Here is a 23,654-nt window from a genome sequence, read left to right as displayed (position 1 = left end):
CCGATCAGCCGATGCGCTCGCGCCGGCCGAGGATGCCCTGTGGCCGGAAGAGCATGACGAGGATGAGCACCAGCAGCGCGCCGACGGTCTTCAGCTCGGTCGGCACCACGACGGTGGACAGCTGGATGAACAGGCCGACGACGATGGAGCCGACGAGGGCGCCGAAGGCGGTGCCGAGGCCGCCGAGGGTGACTCCCGCGAAGACGAGCAGCAGGATCTGGAAGCCCATCTGGTAGCTGACGTTCTGCGACAGGCCGAGCATGACGCCCGCGAGCGACGCGACGGCGCCGCCGACGGTCCAGATGATCCGGATGACGCCGTCGACGTTGATGCCGGAGGAGGCCGCCAGCGCGGGGTTGTCGGCGACGGCCCTGGCCGCCTTGCCGACGCGCGTCTTGAGGAGCGCGAGCCCGACGATCACGAGCACGGCGAGCTCGATGCCCATCGCGATGAAGTTCTTCGGCGCGGCGGAGATCGGGCCCACCTGGATGCCGGGCTGGGCGTTGTAGTCCGCGAACGGAGCGCCCTCGCCGCCGAAGAAGAACAGGAAGACGTAGCGGAGGAAGAGGGCGAGGCCGATCGAGATGATCATCATCGCGACCAGGCTGCTGCCCCGTTTGCGCAGCACTCCCCAGAAGAACCGGTCCTGGGTGTATCCGAAGACCCCGCCGATCACCACCGAGATCACCGCGGCGAGGATGAGCGGGATTCCCAGGACCACGTTGAAGAAGTAGGCGCACATCGCGCCGAACGTGAGCAACTCGCCGTGGGCGAAGTTGGTGAGCCCGGTGGTGCCGAACACCAGGGACAGGCCCATGGCCGCGAGGGCGATGATGAGCCCGAGGTTGAAGCCCTCGAAGGTGAGCTGGGCGACCCGGTCCCAGAAGGAGGAGGAGTCCGACGAGGACTGCGCGGCGCCCCCGCCCTGCTGGCCGGCGGGGGCGAGGGCGAACAGGACGTTGCGCTCGCTTCCCTCGTAGACCTGGACGTTCAGGGTGGCCCGGTCCTTGAACTTCAGCCCGACCCCTTGCGGGAGCGTCGACTGGTCAAGTGTGACCTTGTATGTGCCCGCCTCGGGGACCGGCACCTCCCACTTGCCGTCCGAACCCGTGGTGGCGTCTCCGACGGGTTTGCCGTCTTCGCCTGCCACGCTGATCTTCACGCCGTTCACCGGCTGGCCTTGGTTTTGGAGTGTGCCCTTCAACGCCTCCCCGTCCGCCCAGGCGGGGGAGGAGAGGAGAAATACGAGTCCACCCAGGAAGGCCGTGAACGCGATCACGGCTCTGCGCAATGGTGCTCCCTCTGTTCAGGTCTTGGCGGGGTCGTGCCCCCACTGCGGACGCGCAACATCGTCCAGGTTGCTGCGATGTTGTGGCCGGAGCATAAGCCTGAGACGCCCGTTTCGGGGTCGTTCGTCACCAATTGGTGACCATGGTGTGTCACTGACGTGAGAAAGGCTTCGCAGGTCAGGGCATGTAAGGAGTCAACTGAAGGATCACTGCTGTAGGGGCTGGAGGATCGCCGCCGAGGAAAAGCGTGAGCCCGTGGGAGGACCTTTGGGACCGTACACAGCTTCCCCGGCTCCGCACGTTGTCTACTCGGTCTTCCCACGGGCTCTGGAGCCACAACGGTAGCGACCGGAGCGACTCCCGTGCAAAGAGAGTCGCAAGCCGTTCCGTTATGAGGCCCAACGCGTCGTATGTGGTTTTCGTGGTGCTTGCCCGGCCGGCCCGCGGGGGAGCGCGGCCCGCGAGCCGCGCGGTCTCAGCCGGCGTCCCTGAGCATGCAGGTCAGGCGGGCCGTGCAGACCGCCCGGCCCTCGTCGTCGGTGATCTCGATGACGTACGTCGCGAGCGTGCGCCCGCCGTGCACGCGGGTGGCGACGGCGGTGACGTGCCCCGAGGTGGCGGAACGGTGGTGGGTGGCGTTGATCTCGATGCCGACGGCGATCCTGCCCGGGCCGGCGTGCAGGGCGGCGCCGGTCGAGCCGAGGGTCTCTGCCAGCACGCAGGACGCGCCGCCGTGCAGAAGCCCGTGCGGCTGGGTGTTGCCCTTGACGGGCATGCGGCCGACCACCCGCTCGGCGCTGGCCTCCAGGATTTCGAGGCCCATCCGCTGGTGCAGGTGGTCCCCAGGGGCGTTCATCGACGCCACGAACTCCTCGGGATTCGTCAAGGTCAAGGGGACGCCTCCTGTGGGAAGAGCACGGGTTTCTGTCGTACAGGGAGACTAGGCTGCGGATGTGCCGAAGAGTGAAGCGACCCCCACCCGTCCGTGTCTGCTGCTCCTGGACGGGCATTCTCTTGCTTATCGCGCGTTCTACGCGTTGAAGGACGCGAACCTCATGACCACCGACGGTCAGCACACCGAGGCGGTGTACGGCTTCACCTCGATGCTGGCCAACATCCTGCGCGACGAGCAGCCGAGTCACGTCGCGGTGTGCTTCGACCGGAGCGAGCCGACCTTCAGGCACGAGGCGTACGACGGTTACAAGGCCAACAGGGCGGAGACCCCCGAGGACTTCCGCGGGCAGATGCAGCTCATCTTCGAGCTGCTCGACGCGCTGCGCATCCCGCGCCTGTCGGTGCCCGGCTTCGAGGCGGACGACCTGATCGCGACGCTGGCGACCCGGGCGTCCGCCGAGGACATGAACGTGCTCATCGTGACCGGCGACCGCGACGCGCTCCAGCTCGTCGACGACAAGGTCACGGTGCTGATGACCAGGCGGGGCATCAGCGACATGACCCGCTTCACCCCCGGCGCCGTCATGGAGAAGTACGGCCTCACCCCGGCGCAGTACCCCGACTTCGCGGCACTGCGCGGTGACCCGAGCGACAACCTGCCGAGCATCCCGAGCGTGGGCGAGAAGACCGCCACCAAGTGGATCGTGGAGTACGGCTCGCTCGACGAGCTGGTCCGGCGGGCCGACGAGGTGAAGGGCAAGGTCGGCGACAAGCTGCGTGAGCACCTCGGCCAGGTGATCCACAATCGGATGCTGACCGAGCTGAAGCGCGACGCCCCGGTCGACGCCGAGGTGGCCGCGCTGACCATGGGCCTGTGGGACCGCGAGGAGGTCAACAAGCTCCTCGACGCGCTGCAGATCCGCGGAGAGCTGCGCGAGCGCCTGTTCAAGACCCTCGGCACCACCGAGCCGGAGGCGGGCGAGGGCTTCGAGCTCGAGGTGACCGTGCTGGAGCCGGGCCAGGTGGCCGGCTGGCTGGCCGCCCTTCCCGAGGCCCGCGCCGGGCTGGCCTTCAAGGGCGTCTACGGCAGCGGCACCGGGGGGCTGGAGGGCGTCGCGATCGCCGGACCGGACGGCGCCGCCTATCTCGACCCCACGCGCCTCACTGAGGAGGACGAGGCGGCGCTGGCCGCCTGGCTGGCCGACGAGAACCGGCCGAAGGCCGTGCACGACGCCAAGGGGCCGTTGCTCGCGCTGTGGGCGCACGGCCTCGACCTGCGCGGCCTCACCTGCGACACGGCGCTCGCCGCGTATCTGGCGATGCCGGGGCAGCGGTCGTTCCCGCTGGAGGACCTGGTGCTGCGCTACCTCCACCGCGAGCTGCGGGCGGAGTCCGCGCCCGGCGGGCAGACCTCCCTGTTCGAGGACGCCGACGAGGGCGCGGCCCGGGACCTGGCGCTGCGCGCCCAGGCCGTGTGCGACCTGGCCGACGCGCTGGAGGCCCACCTGTCCAAGCGCGGCGGCACCCGGCTGGTGACCGAGGTCGAGCTCCCGCTGGTGCGGGTGCTGGCCCAGGTGGAGAGGGCCGGCATCGCCGCCGACCGGCAGTATTTCGCGGCCCTGGAGGCCGAGTTCGGCGCGGCCGTCAAGCAGGCGGTCGAGGCCGCCCACCAGGCGGTCGGCGAGCAGTTCAACCTCGGCTCGCCCAAGCAGTTGCAGGAGATCCTTTTCGGCAAGCTCGGCCTGCCCAAGACCAAGAAGATCAAGACGGGTTACACGACCGACGCCGACGCGCTCGCCTGGCTGGCCCAGCAGACCGACAACGAGCTGCCGGTGATCCTGCTGCGCCACCGCGACCAGACCAAGCTGCGCACCACGGTCGAGGGCCTGATCAAGGAGATCGCCGACGACGGGCGGATCCACACCACGTTCAACCAGATCGTGGCGGCCACGGGGCGGCTGTCGAGCGAGAAGCCCAACCTGCAGAACATCCCGATCCGCACGGTCGAGGGCCGGCGCATCCGCAAGGGCTTCGTGGTGGGGGAGGGCTACGACACGCTGCTGACGGCCGACTACAGCCAGATCGAGCTGCGGATCATGGCCCACCTGTCCCGGGACGAGTCGCTGATCTCGGCCTTCGAGTCGGGGCACGACTTCCACCAGGCCACCGCGTCCCGCGTCTTCGACCTGCCCCCGGAGCAGGTCGACGCCGACCTGCGCGCCCGGATCAAGGCCATGAACTACGGCCTGGCCTACGGCCTGTCCGACTTCGGCCTGTCGGGGCAGCTCAACATCCCCGTCGCGGAGGCCAGGGCGCTCAAGGAGGAGTACTTCGAGGAGTTCGGCGGCGTCCGCGACTACCTGGAGTCGATCGTCGCCCAGGCCCGCAAGGACGGCTACACCGAGACCATCCTCGGCCGCCGCCGCTACCTGCCCGACCTGACCAGCGACAACCGGCAGCGCCGGGAGATGGCCGAGCGGATGGCGCTCAACGCGCCCATCCAGGGCTCGGCCGCCGACATCATCAAGGTCGCCATGCTGAACGTGCAGAAGGCGATCGAGGGCATGCGCTCCCGCATGCTGCTCCAGGTGCACGACGAGCTGGTGTTCGAGGTCGCGCCGGGCGAGCTGGAGGAGCTGACCGAGGTCGTCCGCACGCAGATGTGCGGGGCCTACGACCTGAGCGTGCCGCTGGAGGTCAGCGTGGGCGTCGGGACCACCTGGGAGGACGCCGGCCACTGACCCCGGCCCGTTCCGGGGCTCGCCGGGCTCAGCACGCCGGGCTCCGCACACGAGGCTCACCACACGAGGCTCGTCGCACGGGGCTCGTCGCACAGGGCCGGCTCACGGGGCCGGCTCACGGGGCGGCGGGTCAGGGGTGGCCGGTCGGGCGGGTGGGCCCGTGGTCCCGCCCGGCCAGGGCCAGGCCCGCCTGCTCGACCTCCAGCAGGCTCGCCTGGTGCCGCTCGGACTCGTACGCCGCCCGCCCGCCGCGCAGCCCCAACAGGCGCTTGCTCAACGCGATGTACAGCACGGCCGCGATGTTGATCAAGAGGAGCACGATCCGGAACGGGCTCACCTTCTCGGCGATCTCGTAGATCTCCACCGGGATGAACGCCGAGGTGACGATCACCGAGAAGTACTCGCCCCATCGCTTCAGCAGCCACAGGCCGGCCCCCTCGGTCAGCAGCAGGGCCGCGAGGGCGAGCAGGGCGAGGAAGATCCAGGTGAGGGTCGTCGTCCGCGCGCCCAGCGCGGTCCGCAGCGTGTGCACGACTCCCGACTGGTCGAGGTTCCACCCGAACTGGTGGGCCAGCGGCCGGACCAGCGGGAGGTCCTGGTCGAACGCCCGCCGCACGGCGTCGTGGTGGGCGCGGAACCGCCACACGCCGTACGCTCCCGCGATCACGAGCACGGCCTTGGCCCAGCGGAAGACGGCGATCAGCCGCAGCACGGTCGCGTCCCGCAGCGCCCTGCCCCGCAGCACGACGGGCGCGTCGCCGGCCGGCCCGGCCCCGCGTGGCGGGCCCAGGGTGAAGTCGCCGCAGCGCAGGCAGCGCCACGCCTCGCCCAGCGAGGTATCGGCGCGCAGGCGGCGACGCAGCGCCTCCTCGTCCGGGGCGTAGGTGACGTGCCCGTGCCGCCCGCAGGCACGCAGGCTCCAGTCCACAGGAAAATTGCAACACACGCGAATGCGGACACGTCGGGCAGTAAGGTCAAATAACTGTGCGCAACGTTGCCCGAATGACTGCAATCGCCAATGTCGTCGTTGTCGTGATCGGTCTTGTCGCGCTCGTGCTGCTGCCCCGGTCCGCGGGCGAGGAACGGTCACAGGTGCGGGTGGCGCCGCCGCGGTCGCCGTCGCCGTCGCCCAGCGCGGCCCCGCCGAAGGCGACCGCCGAGTCCGCCAGGAAGGTCAAGGCGAACGAGGCCGGCCTGGTGCCCGTGATCATGTACCACCGCATCCTGCCCAAGCGGCTGGCGTCCATCGACCGGACCCCCGCCCAGCTGCGCAAGGAACTGGAGCGCCTGGCCAAGGACGGCTACGTGCCGATCACCGCGGCCGAACTGGTGGCAAGGAAGATCGACATCCCGGCCGGGACCCATCCCGTCGTCCTGACCTTCGACGACGGCCACCCCAGCCACTTCGCCGTGGACCAGAACGGCATGCCGAAGAACGACACGGCCGTGGGCATCATCTTCGAGGTCGCGGCGAAGTATCCGAACTTCCGGCCCACCGCCACCTTCTGGGTCGGCCGCGACCCCTTCGGGCTGCGTGACCGGGAGCGGCAGAAGCAGGCGGTGAAGTGGCTGCTCGACCACGGCTTCGAGGTGGCCAACCACACCTACTCCCATCCCGATCTCCGCCGGCTCTCGGACAAGAAGGTCGGCGAGCAGATCGTCCGGCAGGAGCGGCTGCTGAAGAAGATCGGCGTGCCGGCCTCCACGACCTTCGCGCTGCCGTACGGGTCGCTGCCGAGGAAGCTGAGCAGGGCGCACGACGGCACCTGGGACGGAACCCGCTACCACTTCGACGCCGTCTTCCTGGCCGGGGCGCAGCCGACCGTTTCGCCGTACGCGAAAAGCTTCCCGCGATACGCGATCCCGAGGATCCAGTCCAACGGAAAACACGGCGAATGCCGGCGCTGGTGCACGACCTACTGGCTCGACTGGCTCGACAAACACCCAGGAGAGCGTTATACGTCGGATGGGGATCCGGCCCGCGTGTCGGTGCCGCGTAAACTCCGGGCAACGCTCTCGCCTGCCCGGGCGAAGTCGGTGATCACTTACTAGGCGTCCGTCTGGTTGCCTCGGATTGACCCAGCTCGCTCCGTCTCATATGCTGATCGCTGCGCTGTGGGCTCGCGCGCGTCACGGACGGAGCGGGCTCGCGCTCGGTCATCTGGTGGCTCCTGGAAATCAGCATCCGGTGAACGAAAAACGGCCCGCCGCGCTTCTGTCACAACGACATCTGTCCGGTTCGGAGCAATTCCACACATGACGAGCAGCACTGAGGCCACCTCGAGCACCCCGCAGGTAGCGGTCAACGACATCGGTTCCGAGGAGGCCTTCCTCGCCGCGATCGACGAGACCATCAAGTACTTCAACGACGGAGACATCGTTGAAGGCACCGTTGTCAAGGTCGATCGAGACGAGGTCTTGCTCGACATTGGCTACAAGACCGAGGGCGTTATCCCGTCGCGCGAGCTCTCGATCAAGCACGATGTCGACCCGGCCGAGGTCGTCGAGGTCGGAGAGCACGTCGAGGCCCTGGTTCTCCAGAAGGAGGACAAGGAAGGCCGCCTCATCCTGTCCAAGAAGCGCGCCCAGTACGAGCGCGCGTGGGGCACGATCGAGAAGATCAAGGACGAGGACGGCATCGTCACCGGCACGGTCATCGAGGTCGTCAAGGGTGGCCTGATCCTCGACATCGGTCTGCGCGGCTTCCTCCCCGCCTCCCTGGTGGAGATGCGCCGCGTCCGCGACCTGCAGCCGTACGTCGGGCGCGAGCTCGAGGCCAAGATCATCGAGCTGGACAAGAACCGCAACAACGTGGTCCTGTCCCGCCGTGCCTGGCTGGAGCAGACGCAGTCCGAGGTTCGCCAGACGTTCCTCAACACCCTCCAGAAGGGCCAGGTCCGCAAGGGCGTCGTTTCCTCGATCGTCAACTTCGGTGCGTTCGTGGACCTCGGCGGCGTCGACGGCCTGGTGCACGTGTCCGAGCTGTCTTGGAAGCACATCGACCACCCGTCCGAGGTCGTCGAGGTGGGCCAGGAGGTCACGGTCGAGGTTCTCGACGTCGACATGGAGCGCGAGCGGGTCTCGCTGTCGCTCAAGGCGACGCAGGAGGACCCGTGGCAGCAGTTCGCCCGGACCCACCAGATCGGTCAGGTCGTTCCCGGCCGCGTCACCAAGCTGGTGCCGTTCGGTGCGTTCGTCCGGGTCGAGGAGGGCATCGAGGGCCTGGTCCACATCTCCGAGCTGGCCGAGCGCCACGTGGAGATCCCGGAGCAGGTCGTGCAGGTCGGCGACGAGATCTTCGTGAAGATCATCGACATCGACCTGGACCGCCGCCGCATCTCGCTGTCCCTCAAGCAGGCCAACGAGGGTGTCGGTGCCGAGGTCGAGTTCGACCCCACGCTGTACGGCATGGCGGCGACCTACGACGACCAGGGCAACTACATCTACCCCGAGGGCTTCGACTCCGAGACCGGCGAGTGGCTCGAGGGCTTCGACAAGCAGCGTGAGGAGTGGGAGCGGCAGTACGCCGAGGCCCAGGCCCGCTTCGAGGCGCACCGCTCGCAGATCGAGAAGGCCCGCCAGGAGGAGGCGGCGGCCAGCGAGGCCGCTCCGTCGACCTACACCGGCGAGACCAGCACGCAGTCGGCCGGCGGCGGTGGCGCCCTCGCCTCCGACGAGGCGCTCGCCGCGCTGCGCGAGAAGCTGGCGGGCGGCCAGAGCTGACACCCGGTCTCCTGACCGGAGGTCACGGCCACGTCCTCCACAGCACCACGGAAGGCCCCGCTTCGGCGGGGCCTTCCGCCGTTTCGGCCGGTCCTTCCCGTGCGGGGGACATCCCGCCCCGGTGGCGGCATGATGGGTCCGTGATCGAACGCGCCGCATCACCGCAGGAGCCGCCGGGAGACGAGGCGGAGTTCCGGCAAGTCGTGGAGCGGCATCGCAGGGAGATCTACGCCCACTGCTACCGGATGCTCGGCTCGGTCCAGGACGCCGAGGACGCGCTCCAGGAGTCGCTTCTCGCGGCGTGGCGTGGACTGGACGGCTTCGAGGTCCGCAGCTCGCTGCGGACCTGGCTCTTCCGCGTCGCCACCAACGTCTGCCTGCGGCTGTCGTCGCGGCGGCCCCGCCGGATGCTGTCGTCCGACCACGGCCCCGCCCGCTCCGGCACCCGCGACCTCGGGGAGCCGGTGACCGGGCCCGTGTGGCTCGAGCCGTGGCCCGACGACCTGACCGCGGACGACGAGCCCGACCCGGCGGCGGCGTACCTGCGGCGGGAGAGCGTCGAGCTCGCCTTCGTCGCCGCGCTGCACCACCTGCCGGGCACACAGCGGGCCGTGCTGATCCTGCGCGAGGTGCTGGGGTTCACGGCGGCGGAGACCGCCGAGATCCTCGGCACCACGTCCGCGTCGGTGAACAGCGCGTTGCAGCGCGCCCGCGTGGTCGTACGGGAGCGGCTGCCCGGGCGCTCCCAGCAGGCCGAGCTGGCCACCGTGGGCGCGGACGGACGCCGCGCGCTGGTGAACGCGTTCATGACGGCATGGGAGCGGGCCGACGTCCCCGCGCTGCTCGACCTGCTGTCCGAGGACGCCCGCTTCACCATGCCGCCGCTGCCTGCCTGGTTCGACGGCCGCGAGGACGTCGGCCGGTTCCTGACCGAGCGGGTGTTCGCCACGCCGTGGCGGCTGCTGCCCGTCGCGGCGAACGGGCAGCCCGCGTTCGCCTGTTACCAGTACGACGGGGAACGGTTCCGCCTGGGCGCGGTCAACGTGCTGAGCCTGCGGGACGGCCGGGTCTCGTGGATCGCCGGCTTCGTCGACCCCGAAGTGACCCGCCGTTTCCCCGTCCCCGCGGAAATTTCTCCGCAGGACCGATGAATCGGGCGCGGCCGGTGTCTCTGATCGGGTGACGGTTCTCACCATCCGACCCGAAGGACGCACACCATGCGCAAGCTGATCGTTTCCTCCGTCATGTCGCTCGACGGGTACGTCGAGGGGCCGGGCCGCGACGTCATGGCCCTGCCGATGGACGACTTCTTCGACGCGCACAACCTCGAACGGCAGCGGGCGGCCGACACGCTGCTGCTCGGCGCCACGACGTACACGGGCTTGAAGGCGTACTGGCCGGCGGTGGCCGCCGATCCCGCCCTGTCCCCGGCGGTGGCGAACAACGCCGGCCTGGCCGACCTGCACCGGGAGATCGGCCGGCGGAACAACGAGATGCGAAAGGTCGTGGTGTCCGACTCGCTGACGGAGGAGGACACGGCGCCGTGGACCGGCACCACGACCATCGTGCGGCGGGCCGACGCGCACAAGGCCGTCGCGGAGCTCAAGAGCCGGCCAGGCGGGGACATCCTGATCTTCGGCAGCCGGACGCTCTGGAACGACCTGCTGGCCGCCGGGCTCGTCGACGAACTGCACCTCATGGTCGGCGCCGCCGTCCTGGGCGGAGGCACCGCGGCCTTCGGCGGCGGGCCGGTGCCGCCGCTGCGGCTCCTGGAGACCCGGCGCAGGGACGACTCGGACAACGTGATCCTGCGATACGCGGTGGCCGGCCGCGGCGAGTGACGCCCGGAGGCCCGCCCGGCGGAGGCGGGTGTGCCGATAGGGTGGCCCTCGTGGTGGAGATCGCGAGGGCCCTGCCCGCGGACGCGGGGGAGATCCTCACCCTGCAGCGGGCCGCGTACGTGACCGAGGCACAGCTCTACGGCGACCCGTTCATCGCGCCGCTCGTCGAGTCGCTCGACCAGGTGCGTACGGTGATCGAGACGGCGGTCGTGCTGAAGGCGACGGACGGCGGGCGGGTGGTCGGGGCGGTCCGGGGCAAGACGTCCGGCTCGACCTGCCTGGTGGGCCGGCTTGTGGTCGCGCCCGACCGGCAGGGGCAGGGCATCGGCAGCGCGCTGCTGGCCGCGATGCACGAGGCCGTGCCGGGGGCGGCGGCGTTCGACCTGTTCACCGGGCACCTGTCGGAGGGGAACCTGCGGCTCTACCGCCGCCTCGGCTACCGGGAGACCCAGCGGGAGCGGGTGCAGGATCACCTGACCCTGGTCCACCTGCGCCGGGAGCCCCAGCCCGCCCGATAGGCTGCGGCACGTGCTGAGAGTTGGGCTCACGGGCGGCATAGGTTCGGGCAAGAGCGAGGTGTCGCGCCGGCTCGCGGCCCGCGGCGCCGTCGTCGTCGACGCGGACAAGATCGCCAGAGAGGTCGTGGAGCCGGGCACCCCCGGGCTCGCGGAGATCGTCGAGGCGTTCGGCGAGGACATACTCCGCCCCGACGGCACGCTCGACCGGGAACGGCTCGGCGCGATCGTCTTCGCCGACGCCGAGAAGCTGAAGGTCCTCAACGGGATCGTCCACCCGAAGGTGGGCGAGCGCAGCGAGCGACTCCAGCGGGAGGCCCCGGACGACGCGGTCGTGGTCTACGACGTGCCGCTGCTGGCCGAGAACAACCTGGCCCCGCTGTACGACGTGGTGATCGTGGTGGACACCCCGGACGAGGTGCGGCTGGAGCGTCTGCTGCGGTTTCGCGGCATGCCGGAGGCGGACGCCCGCGCCCGGATCGCCGCGCAGGCCTCCCGCGAGGACCGGCTGCGGATCGCCGACATCGTGATCCGCAACGAGGGTTCGCTGGACGACCTGGAGGCCCAGGTCGACAAGATCTGGCAGGACCTGAGCGAGCGGCTCGCCCCGAGCGCCTGACCGGGCCGCCATACCGGGAAGCCGCACGGACGTCCGACGCCGCGAATCTACAACGTAAAGCCGCGCGCCTGGTCAGGAAGCGGCGAGGCCGCGCTCGGGTGCGACGCCTTCCACCCACGACCGGTAGGCGTCGAGGACGAGGCCGTGGAAGTGATGCACGCCGTGCTCGGACAGCCCGGAGCCGGACGGGTCGTAGACGATGCGGCCCTGGTCGAAGGCCGGGGTGTTCATGCCCCGCTGGACGCTCTCCACGATGGAGATGTCCTGCTGCTGCAGCACCTCGTCGATGTACCGCACCGCCTCCACCTCGGCGTCCGTCAGGTCGGCCGTCTCGAAGTAGAAGTCCCAGGTCTCCAGGGTGCGGTCGGGACCGGCCGGAATGACCTGCAAGACCATGAAGTTGCCGCGGCCGGGGTAGCGCAGCAGGCAGGTGTTGGGCCACAGCCACCACACCGCGTGCTGCGTGACCGACGCGCCCGCGACGTCGTACGCGGCGTTCTCCTGCGTGCCGGCCTCGGCGAAGTGGCTCGACCAGATGCCGTGGGTCTTCACCTCGTAGGTGTCCATGTCGACGAGGTCGACGAACTCCTTGTGGGCGATGTGGCAGTGGTAGCACTCCAGGAAGTTGTCGATGACGTTCTTCCAGTTGGACGCGATGTCGTAGGTCAGCCGCTTCGCGTGGGTCAGCCCGGCCACGTCGGGGGCCCACGTGGCGATGTCGGCCGCCAGATCTCCGGCCTGCTCGGCCAGGGGCGCGGCGCCCGGGTCCAGGTTCACGTAGACGAAGCCGCCGAACTCCTCCACCCGCACCTGGTCGAGGCAGATCTCGTTCTTGTCGAAGGTCTCCATCTTGTCGGCGCGGCGGGCCGCCTTCAGCTGCCCGTCCAGGCCGTAGGTCCACGCGTGGTAGGGGCAGACGATGTTGCGCGTGGTGCCGGACCCCGTGAGCAGCTCATGGGCGCGGTGCTTGCAGACGTTGTAGAACGCGCGCAGCGATCCGTCGCGATCGCGCACGATCGCGATCGGCATGCCGGCCACGGTGGCCGACACGTAGCTGCCGGGGGACGCGAGCTTCTCCACATGGCAGATCCACTGCCAGGTGCGGGCGAAGATCGCCCGGATGTCGACGCCGAGCCACCGCGGGTCGGTGTACGTCTCGGCCCGCAGCGACATCGATCGTGCGGGGTCCTCGTGGAATCCGGTGCCGACGCGGCGTACGTCGTTCATCGTGACTGAAGCCATGGCGGGAGCATACGAGCGTCTGAACGATCGTTCAATATATTCCTGGACGTTCGTTCAAAGCGGCCGGTCGGCCGGCGAGTGCGATCTCCTCGCAGCGGGCGACGTTCCTGCTGATCGAGGCGTGGTCGAGCCCCAGCAGGGCCGTGAGCCACAGGCCGTTCTGGATGACGTCGATGTCGGCGGCCCGCCTGCCGCACTCGTCGTCCGGCAACTCGGGGCGGGCCGCATGGATGAGGGCGGCGAGCCCGGCGCGGTAGCGTTTCTGGGCCTCCGTGTTGATGCGCTCGTAGTCCTCGTGAGCCTGGGCGAGCGCCCAGAGCTGAAGCCGCAGGGACAGGTACTCCGTCGTCAGGAACTCGGGGTCGGCCACCCGCTTCAGCGCGGCGCGCAGCCGCTCCTCCGGTTCCAGCGCGAGGTCCGGCTCGACCAGTGCGATGTCCTGCTCCTCGATGCGGCGCAGGGCCGCTCGGATCAGGCTCGTCTTGTCCTCGTAGTGGTAGTTCACCAGTCCCAGCGAGACCCCGGCCTCGCGTGCGACGGCGCGCATGCTGACCCCGGAGATGCCCTGCAGGGACAGCAGCCGGAGCGCCGCCTCGAGGATCCGCGCCTGCCGGTCGACTTTCTCGTCGGCGTCCATCGCGCGCACGGGCCTCGGGCTCACCTCCACAACCTTAGCGGCGGCAGGAAGGCCGCGTGAGTGGCCGTTCCTCGCGGTTGAGACGCCGGGGCCCGCCCCGGCCTTGACGGATTCGGCTAATAGCATTAGCCTTTGAGCTATGAACATAAGCCTGGAGGATGGCGTGACCGAGTTTCTGACGATCGGCGACGGCGAGATCGCGTACGACGTGACGGGGGAGGGGCCGCTGGTCGTGATGGTCCCCGGCATGGGCGACAGCCGCCGCGCCTACCGTTTCCTCGTCCCGGCGCTGACGGCCGCCGGATATCGCGTGGCGACCATGGACCTGCGCGGGCACGGAGAGTCGAGCCTCGGCTGGGACTCCTACACCCGCACCGACACCGCGAACGACATCGTCGCCCTGATCGAGCACCTGGGCGGCCCGGCCGTCGTCGTCGGGCACTCGTTCGCCGGGGGAGCGGCCACCATCGCGGCGGCGCGGCGGCCCGAGCTGGTCGGCGCCCTCGTGGAGGTCGGCCCCTTCACGCGGGCGCAGAAGCCCGACCTGGGCGCGCTGCTGAGCAACGGCCGCTACCGCAAGGGCATGACGCGGCTCATGGGCGTGGCGCTGCTGCGCAGCATCGGGCTGTGGAAGAGCTATCTCGACCACGCCTACCCCGGCGTCAAGCCCGCCGACTGGGCGGACTACCTGGCCGCTCTGGAGAGCGACCTGCGCAGGCCGGGCCGGATGGCCGTGGTGAGCGCGATGGGCGCGTCCGCGCCCACGGACGCCGGCGCCCACCTCGGCGGCATCCGCTGCTCCGCCCTGGTCGTCATGGGCACCCATGACCCCGACTGGGCCCACCCCCGGGCCGAGGCGGACGGCATCGTCGCCGGCATGCCGCAGGGGCTCGGCGACGTGGTGATGATCGACGGCGCCGGGCACTACCCGCACGCGCAGCACCCCGACGAGGTCGCCGCCGCGGTGCTCGCGTTCCTCAAGGAGCGCGTCCGTGGCTAGGGCCGCGCTGTCCCCGGACGCCGTCGTCGACCTCGGGTTGCGAATCGTGGACGAGGAGGGCCCCGAGGCGCTCACCCTGTCCGCGGTCGCCGGGCGGGCGGGCGTCGCCACGCCCTCCCTCTACAAGCACGTACGCAACCTCGCCGAGCTGCGCGTCCTGGTGTCAGGGCGGGTGATGGGCGAGCTGGCGGAGGTCGCGAGCGAGGCGGTGCTCGGCCGGTCCGGCGACGAGGCGCTGCGGGCGCTGATGGACGGCTGGCGCTCCTACGCCGCCCGGCATCCACACCGCTACTCCGCGATGATCCAGTCGCCGCGGCCCGAGACGGCCGAGACGGGAGACCGGCTGGTCGGCATCATTCTCGCCGCGCTGCGGGCGTACGGGCTGGAGGGCCAGGCCGCGATCCACGCCGTCCGCTGCCTGCGCGCCGCGATGCACGGCTTCGCCCTTCTGGAGGCGGCGGGCGCGTTCCAGCTCGCCGAGGACCTCGACGAGAGCTACTCCCTGCTGGCCCGCATGGTCGTGTCCGGGCTGCGCGCCGCGGGCGAGCGCTGAACCTCCCATGGTCGTGTCCGGGCTGCGCGCCGCGGGCGAGCACTGAATCCTCCATGGTCGTGTCCGGGCTGCGCGCCGCCCGCGAGCGCCGGGCCCTCCGCCGTCAGAACGGCTCGTCGAGGGCCAGCCGCCTGACCTCGGGCAGGTATTCGTCCAGCTCACCGGGCTCGAACCGGCACATGCCGATCACGTACCAGAACTGGCCCGTCACGTCGCCCTCCAGCTTGTACAGCCCGCCGGGCGAGAACGCGGCCCATCCCTCGGGCAGACTGAGCAGGGTGGCGCGGCGTTCGCGCCGGGGAACGTCCCACAGGATCACCACGCCGTCGTCGCCGGCGCTGGCGAGCAGGTCCCCGGAGGGGTGGAACGCGACCGACCAGATCCGGCGGCCGTGACCGGCGAGGGTGCCGACGCGCGCGCCGGAGGCCGGGTCCCACAGGTGGACGGCGAGGTCGTCCCCGGCGGTGGCCAGCAGGTCGCCCGACGGGCTGAAGGCGGCCGTCCACAACCGCCCGCCTCCGGCGAGCACGTGCAGGCACTCGCCGGAGGCGACCTCCCACAGGCGGGCCGTGCCGTCGTTGCTCGCGCTCGCGAGCAGCTCTCCAGACGGGGAGAAGGCCACCGCGTACACCCGGTCGTCGTGGCCGCTCAGCGTCGCCGCCCACTGGCCGGTCGACGCGTCCCACAGCCGCACGTTGCGGTCGTCGCAGCCCGTGGCCACGACCCTGCCGTCGGGGCTGAAGCCGATCGACCTGACCCGGCCCCGGTGCCCGGCGAGGTTGGCGACCTGCCGCCCTGAGGGGCGATACCACAGCCGCACGCTGTCGTCGTCGTTCGCGGTGGCCAGCAGCTGCCCGTCGGGGCTGAACGCCTCGGCCCACACATGGTCGGTCTCGACGTTGAGCTCCCGCTCGTACGTGCCCGCCACCGGGTTCCACAGGTAGACGCCGCCGTCGTTGCTCGCGGTCGCCAGCAGCGGACCGGCCGGGCTGAAGACGGCGGAGACCAGCCGGTCGGCCGCCCCGGTGAGCGAACGCAGGCGGCGGCCCGTGGCCGGATCCCACAGCCGTACGTAACCGTCGTTGCCGCAGGCCGCGAGCATGCCGCCGTCGGCGGAGAAGCGGACCGAGGTGATGCGGCGGCCGTGGCCGCGCAGCGTCTGGACGCACTGCCCCGTGTGCGGGTCCCACAGGCGGGCGGTGCCGTCGTTGCTGCAGGTCGCGAGCTGCCGGCCGTCGGGGCGGAACGCGAACGGCCACACCGAGCCCCGGTGCCCGGTCAGCTCGGCCCGCGCCTGCCCGGTGCGGTGGTCCCAGATCCGGATGACCCCGTCGCTGTCGCCGGTCGCCAGCAGCTCGCCGGTGGGGTCGAACAGGACCTGGTAGACCGCGCCGCGGTGCCCGGGCAGGCTGCCCGCGGCCTCGCCCGTGACCGGGTCCCACAGCCGCACGGCTCCCTCCGTGTCGCCGGAGGCGAGCAGCCGGCCCTCCGGATGGAAGGCGAGGGAGTAGAGCCGGCCGGGATGGCCGGTCATCTCGTGCAACGCGGCGCCGGTGCGGGGGTCCCAGAGGCGCAGCACGCCTTGGCCGTCCCCGGCTGCCAGGCGGGTGCCGTCGGGGCTGAGGACCAGGCGGTAGACCGCTCCGCTGTGGCCGTGCAGGTGGTGGCGCACCCGCCCGGTGGCGAGGTCCCACACGCGGATCGCCCCGGCGCTGTCGCCGGTCACCAGCAGCCCCGGCAGGAACACGGCCGTGTAGATCGGGGCGGTGTGGCCCGGTAGCTCCCACACGAGCTCACCGGACGCCCAGACCCGCATGATCCCGTCCGCGCCGCCGGCCGCGATCAGGTCGCCGGAGGTCACCACGGGCCACACGCCCTCGGGATGGCCGCGCAGGACCTGCGACGGCTCTCCGGTGGCCGGGTCCCACACCCGGACGGTCCCGTCGCTCGCGCCGGTCACGAGCCCGGTCTCGCCGTAGGCGACGTTGTAGACGCGGCCCCGGTGGCCCTGCAGGGTGCGCAGGGCGGACCCGGTGACGCTGTCGCAGACCAGGACGCCGCCGTCCTCCCCGCCGAGGGCGAGCACGCCCCCACCGGGCTCGTAGGCGACCGGTTCGGGCAGGCGGCTGCTGTCGAAGCGATAGCCGTACGGCACGCCGACGACGGCGGGGGCCAGCTCGGCGCCGACCCGGCCGTCGTCCGTCCCGGGGACGCCGGGCGCCACGGCCGCGCCGCGCAGCTCCGGAGCTCCCCGGGGGACGCCGGTGACGTCGATGAGCGCGGCCCGGTCCCAGCGGCTGCCCTCGACGGCGACGTCCCGCAGGTCGGCGCGGGCGAACCGGGCCCGGGTGAGGTCGGCGCCGCGCAGGTCGGCGCCCACCAGCACGGCCTCGTCCAGGCGCGCCCCCGCGAGCCGGGCGTCCCTGAGCACGGCGTGGGACAGGTCGGCCCCGACGAGCCGCGTGTCGGTCAGGTCGGCGCCGGTGAGGTCCACCCCCTGCAACTCGCGGTAGGACAGGTCCTCGCCGCTGAGCCGGGCTCCGCGCAGGTCGGTCCTGGCCGAGGTGCGCAGCCGGGTGGTCACCTTGATGGCGTTGGCCCGCGCGACGTCGCCCGCGACGGGGGAGGCGAGCGTGCGGGCCGCCCAGGCCTGCAGCCGCGAGGCGTCGGCCAGGTCGCACAGGAAGTCGACGGCGAGCGCCGACAACGGCCGCAGGCCGAGCCCCGGCGCGTGGCCGGCGTCGAGCGATCCCGCGAGGTGCCGGGCCACCAGCCACTCCACGACCGAGGCGTGGATGAAGCCGAACAACCCCTCGTCCGTGCGGACCAGCAGGCTGCCGGCTCCGACGGCGTGCGCGGCCTGCTCGGGCGTCAGCCGCGAGGCGCCCTGCCCTGCCGCGGCGCCCTGCCCTCCCGCGACTCCGGCGCCGTCCGCGTCGGCCGCGCCCGCGGGCTCCGCCTGTCCGGAAGCGACACGCGGCCCCTCCGGCACGCGGCTCTGCGCGTCGGCGGCCAGACCGGTGAGCGTGTCGGCGACCTCGGCCAGCTCCGCCGGCCGCAGGTAGGTCTCGCCGGTCTCCCACAGCCGCAGCGCGAGCGTGGTCGCGGCCCGCCGCAGCTCCTCGCGGGTCAGCCCGCCGGGGGCCCCGGCCACGCCGCGCACGCGCTCCTCCTCGAAGGCCAGCCACGTGTCGAGGATCTCCTGGTAGAGACCGGCGGCGCTGATCGCCTCCCCGGCCTGGGCGACGGCGCGCAGCCGTTCGGCGGGCAGGTCGGCGATGAAGCTGAGCATGCGGGGGTTGTGCGCCAGGCCGAGCAGGTCGCCGATGCCCGTGAGCAGGGCCATGCGCTCGTCGGCCGCCTGCCGCGAGCCGTACCGGTTGACCAGGTAGGCGCGGATCTGCTCCTCGGTGAACTCCTCGATGCTGAGCACCCGCCGGTTCGGCAGCAGGCCGACCTTCTCCCCGAGGGCGGTCATCACCTGGCTGCGCGACTTGAAGTGCTGGGTGCGCCCGGCCACGAGGATCTTCGCCTTGTCCTCCGCCGCGCGCAGCAGGGTGTCGAGGTGGTCGGCCGCCCGCTCGTACGTCACGCGGGTGACCAGTTCGTCGAAGCCGTCGAACAGCAGCACGATGCGGCCCTGGCGCAGCATGTAGTTGAACGCCTTGAGGTCGATCAGCTCCTCGCCGTGGTTGGCGAGGTGCGCCGCGACCAGCCCGGCGACCGAGTGCGCCTTGTCGAGGGCGCGCAGCTCGATCAGGATCGGCGTGAGGTGCGGCAGCTCGGCGGGGATGCGCCTCGCCACCTCGCGCAGCGAGAACGTCTTGCCGCGGCCGAAGTCGCCGAGCACGAGCACGAACCGCCCGTGGTCGGCCGCGAGCAGCCGCATCAGCTCGTCGGTCAGGTCGTCGCGCACCTCGCCGCCGGTCCGGTCGAGCTCCCTGAACCGCTGCGGCACGTACAGCTCGGGCGGGTAGCGGCGGTCGCCGCGCAGCCTGACCGTCTGCCCGGCCACGTAGGACGACAGGTCGAGCAGGCCCTGGAACTCGGTGAAGCTGCGCAGCCGCAGGCCGCGCCGCAGCGCGTCGTCGCGTAACGCCCGCGACGGCTGCGGCCCCTGGTAGACCAGCTCGGCGGCGTGCTCCAGCCCCGCCGCGTGAACGTGACCGAGGAACGTCTCGACCCGGTCCTGGTCCAGCTCCCCGGCGTGCGCGCCGATCAGGACCTGGCGGACGAACCCGTCCTCGGGGTGGGTGACGAGCAGGCGCGGCGGGTCGCCCGCGACGCGGCGGATCTTGGCCCGCTCGAAGCGGGTCTCGCAGACCTCGGCGATCCGGTCCAGCAGCAGGTCGGCCGGGCCCGCGGGCTCCTCCGGCTCCTGCGCCGACGGCGCGGGAGCCGCCGGGGCGGGGGTCTGCGGCCGCCAGCCGCGCCAGCCGTACGGCAGGACCTCGGGGTCGCCCAGCTCCGGCCGGTCCCTGGTCCACCGGCGCAGCCCCTGCGGGGTGAGCTGGAGGATCTGGTGACGGCCCGGGGCGAGCGCGGGCACGCACGGCAGCCCCTCCAGCTCCCAGACCTCCTCAGGGCCGCCGCGCCGGGCGTCCCGCCCGTGGACGAGCAGGTCGAGCCGGGAGCCGAGCAGCCGTTCCAGGGTGGCGGCGTCGCGCAGGCCGGGGCGCGGGGGATGGGCGACGACGCCGATCCGCAGCCATCCCTCGAACGGCCGCAGCCGCTCGGCGAACCACGCCGCCTGGGCCTCGCCGACGAAGCCGTAGTCGTCCTCCTCACGGTGGCTCATCGCGATCGTGGAGTTGATCCCGGCGACGACCGTGCGCAGCTCGGGCAGTTCGAACAGCGTCCACGGCTGGGCGCTGTCGAAGGCCGGGCCGTCGAGGCCCTGGTAGAGCTCGCCGAAGAGCGTGGAGAAGTGCCGCCACTTGGGCCAGTAGGGCGGCTGCGGGCGCACGTCGTCGGCCTCGCAGGTCGCGAAGTAGGCCCGGCAGGCCGCCTTGGTGACGTCGCGCGGCCCGGGGACGACCACCAGCCGTCCGGGTTCCAGCCCCAGCAGCACGCGCAGCCCGGTGAGGAACGCGAGGGCCTGCTCGCATTCGCGGATGCTGCCCGACTCGGTGAGGTCGCCGGTCACCATCAGGAGGTCGGGCCTGGGCACCCCGGCGTCGGCGAGACGGGTCAGGTCGGCCCACACGCTCGCCTGCAGCTCGCCCGCGTCGAGCGGCTCGTCCGCCTCGGCCAGGCCGCGCCCGAACCGGGGCCCGGCGACGTGCAGCACGGTCACCGCGGAGGCGCCGCCCGCGCGCTCGGCCGTGGGGAACGCCGGCTCGGCCGCCGGGGCGCGCCGGGCCCGGGGCACCCGTACGGCGGGCGGCGCGGGGTCGGCCGGCGGATGGAGGGCACGCGCGCCGGGCCCCGCGGGGAACCGGGGCGGCTCGTCCGGCTTGGCCCGGCCGGCCAGCGCCTGCCTGATCCGCGTCAGCAGCAGCCGCCGCGCCTCGTCGGGGTCGGCCACGCCGAGGAGGTCCACCCAGGTGATCGTGGACAGCAGGCCGTCGAGCGGGCAGTCCTCCAGCCGGACCGTCACGAGCTTGTTGGACGGGTTGTCGGGATCGGCGCGCAGCGCCGCCTGCCATTCGAGCCTGCCGTACCGCGAACCCAGGTAGTTGCGGGTGAGCACGGCGACGACCAGGTCGGCCTCGCTGACCCCGCGGTCCATGAAGTCGATGAAGTTGGTGCCCGGCACGAAGTCCCACGCCTGCAGCATCGTGCGATAGCCGGCCGCTTCGAGCTGCCAGGCGATCCACGTCGCCCACCGCTCGTCGGCGGGGGAGTAGCTGACGAAGATCTCGGTCCGCGCGTCCCCCCGCCCCGTGTGCGTCATGGAGCCCAGTATTCACGCTGCCGCCGACGCTTTGGAGGGGTTCGATCATCCTCGGGCCGCCGATATAGGGTGTGCGCGTGGCGACCGGGCTGCGGCGACTGAGCGTTCTCGACTGGATCAGATTCGGGCTGCTCGCGGTGGGCCTGGTCTTCGTGGCCACCGGCCTGCTGCCGGCCGAGGAGGCCAGGGACAGCATCGAACGCATCGCCCCGCTGCTGCTGTTCCTCGGCGCGGTGATCGTGCTGGCGGAGCTGACCAAGGAGGCGCAGGTCTTCGACGTCATCGCGACCCGCATCGCGATCGTCGGCAGGGGGAGCTACGCCGTTCTCTTCCTGTTCTGCACGGCCTTCGCCTCGCTGGTCACGATCGTCTTGAACCTGGACACCACGGCCGTCCTGCTGACGCCGGTCATGCTGGCCCTGGCGCCGCGCGCGAAGATCGCGCCGCTGCCGCTCGTCATGACCACGGTCTGGCTGGCCAACACCGCGAGCCTGCTGCTGCCGGTCTCCAACCTCACCAACCTGCTCGCCATGAACCGGGTCGCGCTGACCACGCAGGAGTTCGCCGCGCGGATGTGGGCGCCCCAGGCCGCGTCGATCGCGGTGACGATGGCGTTCCTGTGGGCGTTCTACTGGCGGCGCGGCGAGCGGGGCGAGGACCGCTACGTGCCGCCGCCTCCGGTGCCGGTGGCCGACCGGGTGCTGTTCGGCGTCGCGGGGGTGGCGTGCCTGCTGTTCATCGCCGCGATCCTGGCGGGCGTGGAGATCGGCGTCGCGGCTCTCGTCGCGGCGGTCGCGGTGGTCGCCGCCTTCGCCTGGCGCGACCGGGCGAAGCTCGTGTGGAGCCTGATCCCCTGGCGGCTGCTGGTCTTCGTCACCGGGCTGTTCCTCGTGGTCCCGACGCTCAGCCGCCTCGGTCTGGCCGACGTGATGCGCGCGCTCGTCGGCGTCGGCGGCGACGGAGACGGCGCCTATCGTGCGGCGGCCGCCGGAGCCGCGCTGTCCAACGTGCTCAACAACCTCCCGGCGTACGTCGCGGGCGAGCAGGTGATCCCCGCGGCCAACCACACGCAGCTGCTGTCGCTGCTCGTGGGCACCAACCTGGGCCCGGTGATCACGCCCTGGGGCTCGCTCGCGACGCTGCTGTGGTTCGAGTGGTGCCGGCGGGGGGACGTGCGGGTGCCGCTGGCCAAGTTCGTCGCCACCGGCGCGGGCCTCGCCGTGACCGGCCTCGCCGCGACGGTGACCGTCCTGATCCTCACCGCCTGATTCTCACCGCCTGGTCCGCACGCCCGAGCCGCCGCCCCGAGGGCCGCCCCGGCGCTCGCGGACGGTTCAGCCGCGGGGCGCCCCCGCGTCGTCGTAGCGTCGCCGCGCCCGTTCGACGTGGTCGAGGTTGGTGGCGGCCCACTCGGCGATCTGGGCGAAGACCGGGGAGAGGGTGCGGCCGAGCTCGCTGATCTCGTATTCGACGCGCGGCGGCACCTCCGGATGGTAGGTGCGGACCACCAGGCCGTCGCGCTCCAGCTGGCGCAGGCGCTGGGTGAGCACCTTGGGGGTGATGTTCTCGATGCGCCGCTCCAGCTCGACGAACCGCTGGCGGCCGAAGGCGTGGAGCGACCAGAGGATGGGCGAGGTCCACCGGCTGAACACGATGTCGACGACCGGGGAGATCGGGCAGGCCAGTTCGGGGTCGGCCGTGCGGTCGGCCGCCGGCGGGGTCGTCTCGGTCGCCACGGGTTGCACCCCTCTGAGGTAGTCACTTTCCTCTAGGTACCTACTATACGGAGGCTGTTAGCGTCGCCGTCATCGCGAGAGACCACTGGGAAAGACGCGGGAGTCGATCATGTTTGTGGTGACGGGTGCGACCGGGAACGTCGGTCGGTCGCTGGTGCGGGCCATGGCGGAGGCCGGGGAGCGGGTGACGGCGGTGTCGAGGGGCACAGCCCCGGTCAACCTGCCGAGGGGGACCGGACACGTACGGGCCGACCTGGCCGCGCCGGAGACCCTGCGGCCCGCTTTCGACGGCGCCGAGGCCCTGTTCCTGCACGACGGCGGCACGGGCGGCGTCGGGCTCGACCCGAGAGCCATCCTGGACGTGGCCAGGGCCGCCGGGATCCGGCGGGTGGTGCTGCTCTCCTCGCAGGGCGTGGTGACCAGGCCGGAGTCGGAGTCCCACGGAGGCGTCATGCGGGCGGTCGAGGAGGCGGTGCGCGAGTCGGGCCTGGCCTGGACGATCCTGCGGCCCGGCGTCTTCGCGTCCAACGCCTACGCCTGGGCGGAGTCGGTACGCGCCGAGCGGACGGTCGCCGCGCCGTTCGGCGACGTCGGGATCCCGGTGATCGATCCTGCGGACATCGCGGAGGTCGCGGCCGTGGCTCTGCGCAAGGACGAACACGCGGGCCGTGCCTACGTGTTGAACGGACCGGCGGCTGTCACGCCCCGGCAGCAGGCCGAGGCGATCGGGGCGGCCCTCGGTGAGCCGGTGCGGTTCGTGGAGCTGACCCGGGCCGAGGCGCGGGCGCGGATGGCGCCGTTCATGCCGGAGGCGTCCGTGGAGACCTCGCTGGCCGTCCTCGGTGAGCCAAGCGCCGCGGAACTGCGGCTCAGCCCGGACGTCGAGCACGTGCTGGGCCGCGCGCCCCGCCACTTCGCCGAGTGGGCCCGCCGCAACGCCGAAGCCTTCCGGTAACTGCGACGTCGCC

18 protein-coding genes are annotated in these 23,654 nt (G+C 71.7%); 11 read left to right on the top strand and 7 right to left on the bottom strand.

Annotated features, from left to right (window positions below; translation table 11 throughout):
• Positions 1-4: 4 nt before the first annotated feature.
• Together ACIBK1_RS25125 and ACIBK1_RS25120 are read right to left on the bottom strand one after the other, a co-directional pair.
• On the bottom strand, positions 5-1,291 hold the full coding sequence (locus ACIBK1_RS25125; RefSeq protein ID WP_231514034.1) for a branched-chain amino acid ABC transporter permease: 1,287 nt from the start codon (positions 1,289-1,291) through the stop codon (positions 5-7).
• Positions 1,292-1,764: 473 nt separating this feature from the next.
• Complete coding sequence (locus tag ACIBK1_RS25120; RefSeq protein ID WP_156081054.1) at positions 1,765-2,145, bottom strand: PaaI family thioesterase; 381 nt, start codon at positions 2,143-2,145, stop codon at positions 1,765-1,767.
• 97 nt (positions 2,146-2,242) lie between these two features.
• Between ACIBK1_RS25120 and polA the strand changes: the two genes are divergently transcribed.
• Entirely contained in the window at positions 2,243-4,924 is a 2,682-nt protein-coding gene (gene polA / locus ACIBK1_RS25115; RefSeq protein ID WP_076432296.1) for a DNA polymerase I, read from the top strand.
• Between the two features lie 130 nt (positions 4,925-5,054).
• Here the strand turns inward: polA and ACIBK1_RS25110 are convergent, their stop codons facing one another.
• Positions 5,055-5,852, bottom strand: a complete 798-nt coding sequence (locus ACIBK1_RS25110) for a DUF2127 domain-containing protein (RefSeq protein ID WP_051762074.1) — start codon at positions 5,850-5,852, stop codon at positions 5,055-5,057.
• 74 nt (positions 5,853-5,926) lie between these two features.
• Here ACIBK1_RS25110 and ACIBK1_RS25105 point away from each other — a divergent pair, with 74 nt between their 5' ends.
• From ACIBK1_RS25105 to coaE, 6 genes are all read left to right on the top strand, one after another.
• On the top strand, positions 5,927-6,976 hold the full coding sequence (locus tag ACIBK1_RS25105) for a polysaccharide deacetylase family protein (protein WP_030510005.1): 1,050 nt from the start codon (positions 5,927-5,929) through the stop codon (positions 6,974-6,976).
• 204 nt (positions 6,977-7,180) lie between these two features.
• A complete protein-coding gene (gene rpsA, locus ACIBK1_RS25100) occupies positions 7,181-8,647 on the top strand; it encodes a 30S ribosomal protein S1 (RefSeq protein WP_030510006.1) in 1,467 nt (488 codons plus the stop codon).
• Between the two features lie 140 nt (positions 8,648-8,787).
• Positions 8,788-9,798, top strand: a complete 1,011-nt coding sequence (locus ACIBK1_RS25095) for an RNA polymerase subunit sigma-70 (protein ID WP_396738094.1) — start codon at positions 8,788-8,790, stop codon at positions 9,796-9,798.
• A gap of 66 nt (positions 9,799-9,864) precedes the next feature.
• Entirely contained in the window at positions 9,865-10,488 is a 624-nt protein-coding gene (locus tag ACIBK1_RS25090) for a dihydrofolate reductase family protein (protein WP_396738091.1), read from the top strand.
• 50 nt (positions 10,489-10,538) lie between these two features.
• A complete protein-coding gene (locus ACIBK1_RS25085; protein WP_396738088.1) occupies positions 10,539-11,006 on the top strand; it encodes a GNAT family N-acetyltransferase in 468 nt (155 codons plus the stop codon).
• Between the two features lie 10 nt (positions 11,007-11,016).
• A complete protein-coding gene (gene coaE / locus ACIBK1_RS25080; RefSeq protein ID WP_030510010.1) occupies positions 11,017-11,622 on the top strand; it encodes a dephospho-CoA kinase in 606 nt (201 codons plus the stop codon).
• A 72-nt stretch (positions 11,623-11,694) separates the two neighbouring features.
• Here coaE and ACIBK1_RS25075 read toward each other — a convergent pair whose 3' ends face one another.
• On the bottom strand, positions 11,695-12,864 hold the full coding sequence (locus tag ACIBK1_RS25075) for an aromatic ring-hydroxylating oxygenase subunit alpha (protein WP_396738084.1): 1,170 nt from the start codon (positions 12,862-12,864) through the stop codon (positions 11,695-11,697).
• A gap of 31 nt (positions 12,865-12,895) precedes the next feature.
• Complete coding sequence (locus ACIBK1_RS25070) at positions 12,896-13,525, bottom strand: TetR/AcrR family transcriptional regulator (protein ID WP_231514035.1); 630 nt, start codon at positions 13,523-13,525, stop codon at positions 12,896-12,898.
• A gap of 139 nt (positions 13,526-13,664) precedes the next feature.
• Here ACIBK1_RS25070 and ACIBK1_RS25065 point away from each other — a divergent pair, with 139 nt between their 5' ends.
• Complete coding sequence (locus tag ACIBK1_RS25065) at positions 13,665-14,501, top strand: alpha/beta fold hydrolase (RefSeq protein ID WP_396738081.1); 837 nt, start codon at positions 13,665-13,667, stop codon at positions 14,499-14,501.
• Positions 14,494-15,054, top strand: coding sequence for a TetR/AcrR family transcriptional regulator (locus ACIBK1_RS25060; protein WP_030510014.1), 561 nt, complete (start codon positions 14,494-14,496; stop codon positions 15,052-15,054). The genes ACIBK1_RS25065 and ACIBK1_RS25060 overlap by 8 nt, the downstream gene beginning before the upstream one ends.
• Positions 15,055-15,157: 103 nt before the next feature.
• Here ACIBK1_RS25060 and ACIBK1_RS25055 read toward each other — a convergent pair whose 3' ends face one another.
• Entirely contained in the window at positions 15,158-20,950 is a 5,793-nt protein-coding gene (locus tag ACIBK1_RS25055) for a WD40 domain-containing protein (protein ID WP_396738078.1), read from the bottom strand.
• Between the two features lie 77 nt (positions 20,951-21,027).
• Between ACIBK1_RS25055 and ACIBK1_RS25050 the strand changes: the two genes are divergently transcribed.
• Positions 21,028-22,218, top strand: a complete 1,191-nt coding sequence (locus ACIBK1_RS25050; protein ID WP_396738075.1) for an ArsB/NhaD family transporter — start codon at positions 21,028-21,030, stop codon at positions 22,216-22,218.
• 66 nt (positions 22,219-22,284) lie between these two features.
• Here ACIBK1_RS25050 and ACIBK1_RS25045 read toward each other — a convergent pair whose 3' ends face one another.
• Positions 22,285-22,686: a winged helix-turn-helix transcriptional regulator gene (locus ACIBK1_RS25045; RefSeq protein ID WP_396738072.1), complete on the bottom strand. Its 402-nt coding sequence runs from the start codon at positions 22,684-22,686 to the stop codon at positions 22,285-22,287.
• Between the two features lie 109 nt (positions 22,687-22,795).
• Here ACIBK1_RS25045 and ACIBK1_RS25040 point away from each other — a divergent pair, with 109 nt between their 5' ends.
• A complete protein-coding gene (locus ACIBK1_RS25040; protein WP_396738069.1) occupies positions 22,796-23,641 on the top strand; it encodes an NAD(P)H-binding protein in 846 nt (281 codons plus the stop codon).
• The last annotated feature ends 13 nt before the right edge of the window (positions 23,642-23,654 follow it).

Origin of the sequence: Microbispora rosea (assembly GCF_044460045.1) — a bacterium.
GTDB classification, from domain to species: Bacteria; Actinomycetota; Actinomycetes; order Streptosporangiales; family Streptosporangiaceae; genus Microbispora; species Microbispora rosea.
This window is presented reverse-complemented; position numbering and strand designations above follow the sequence as displayed.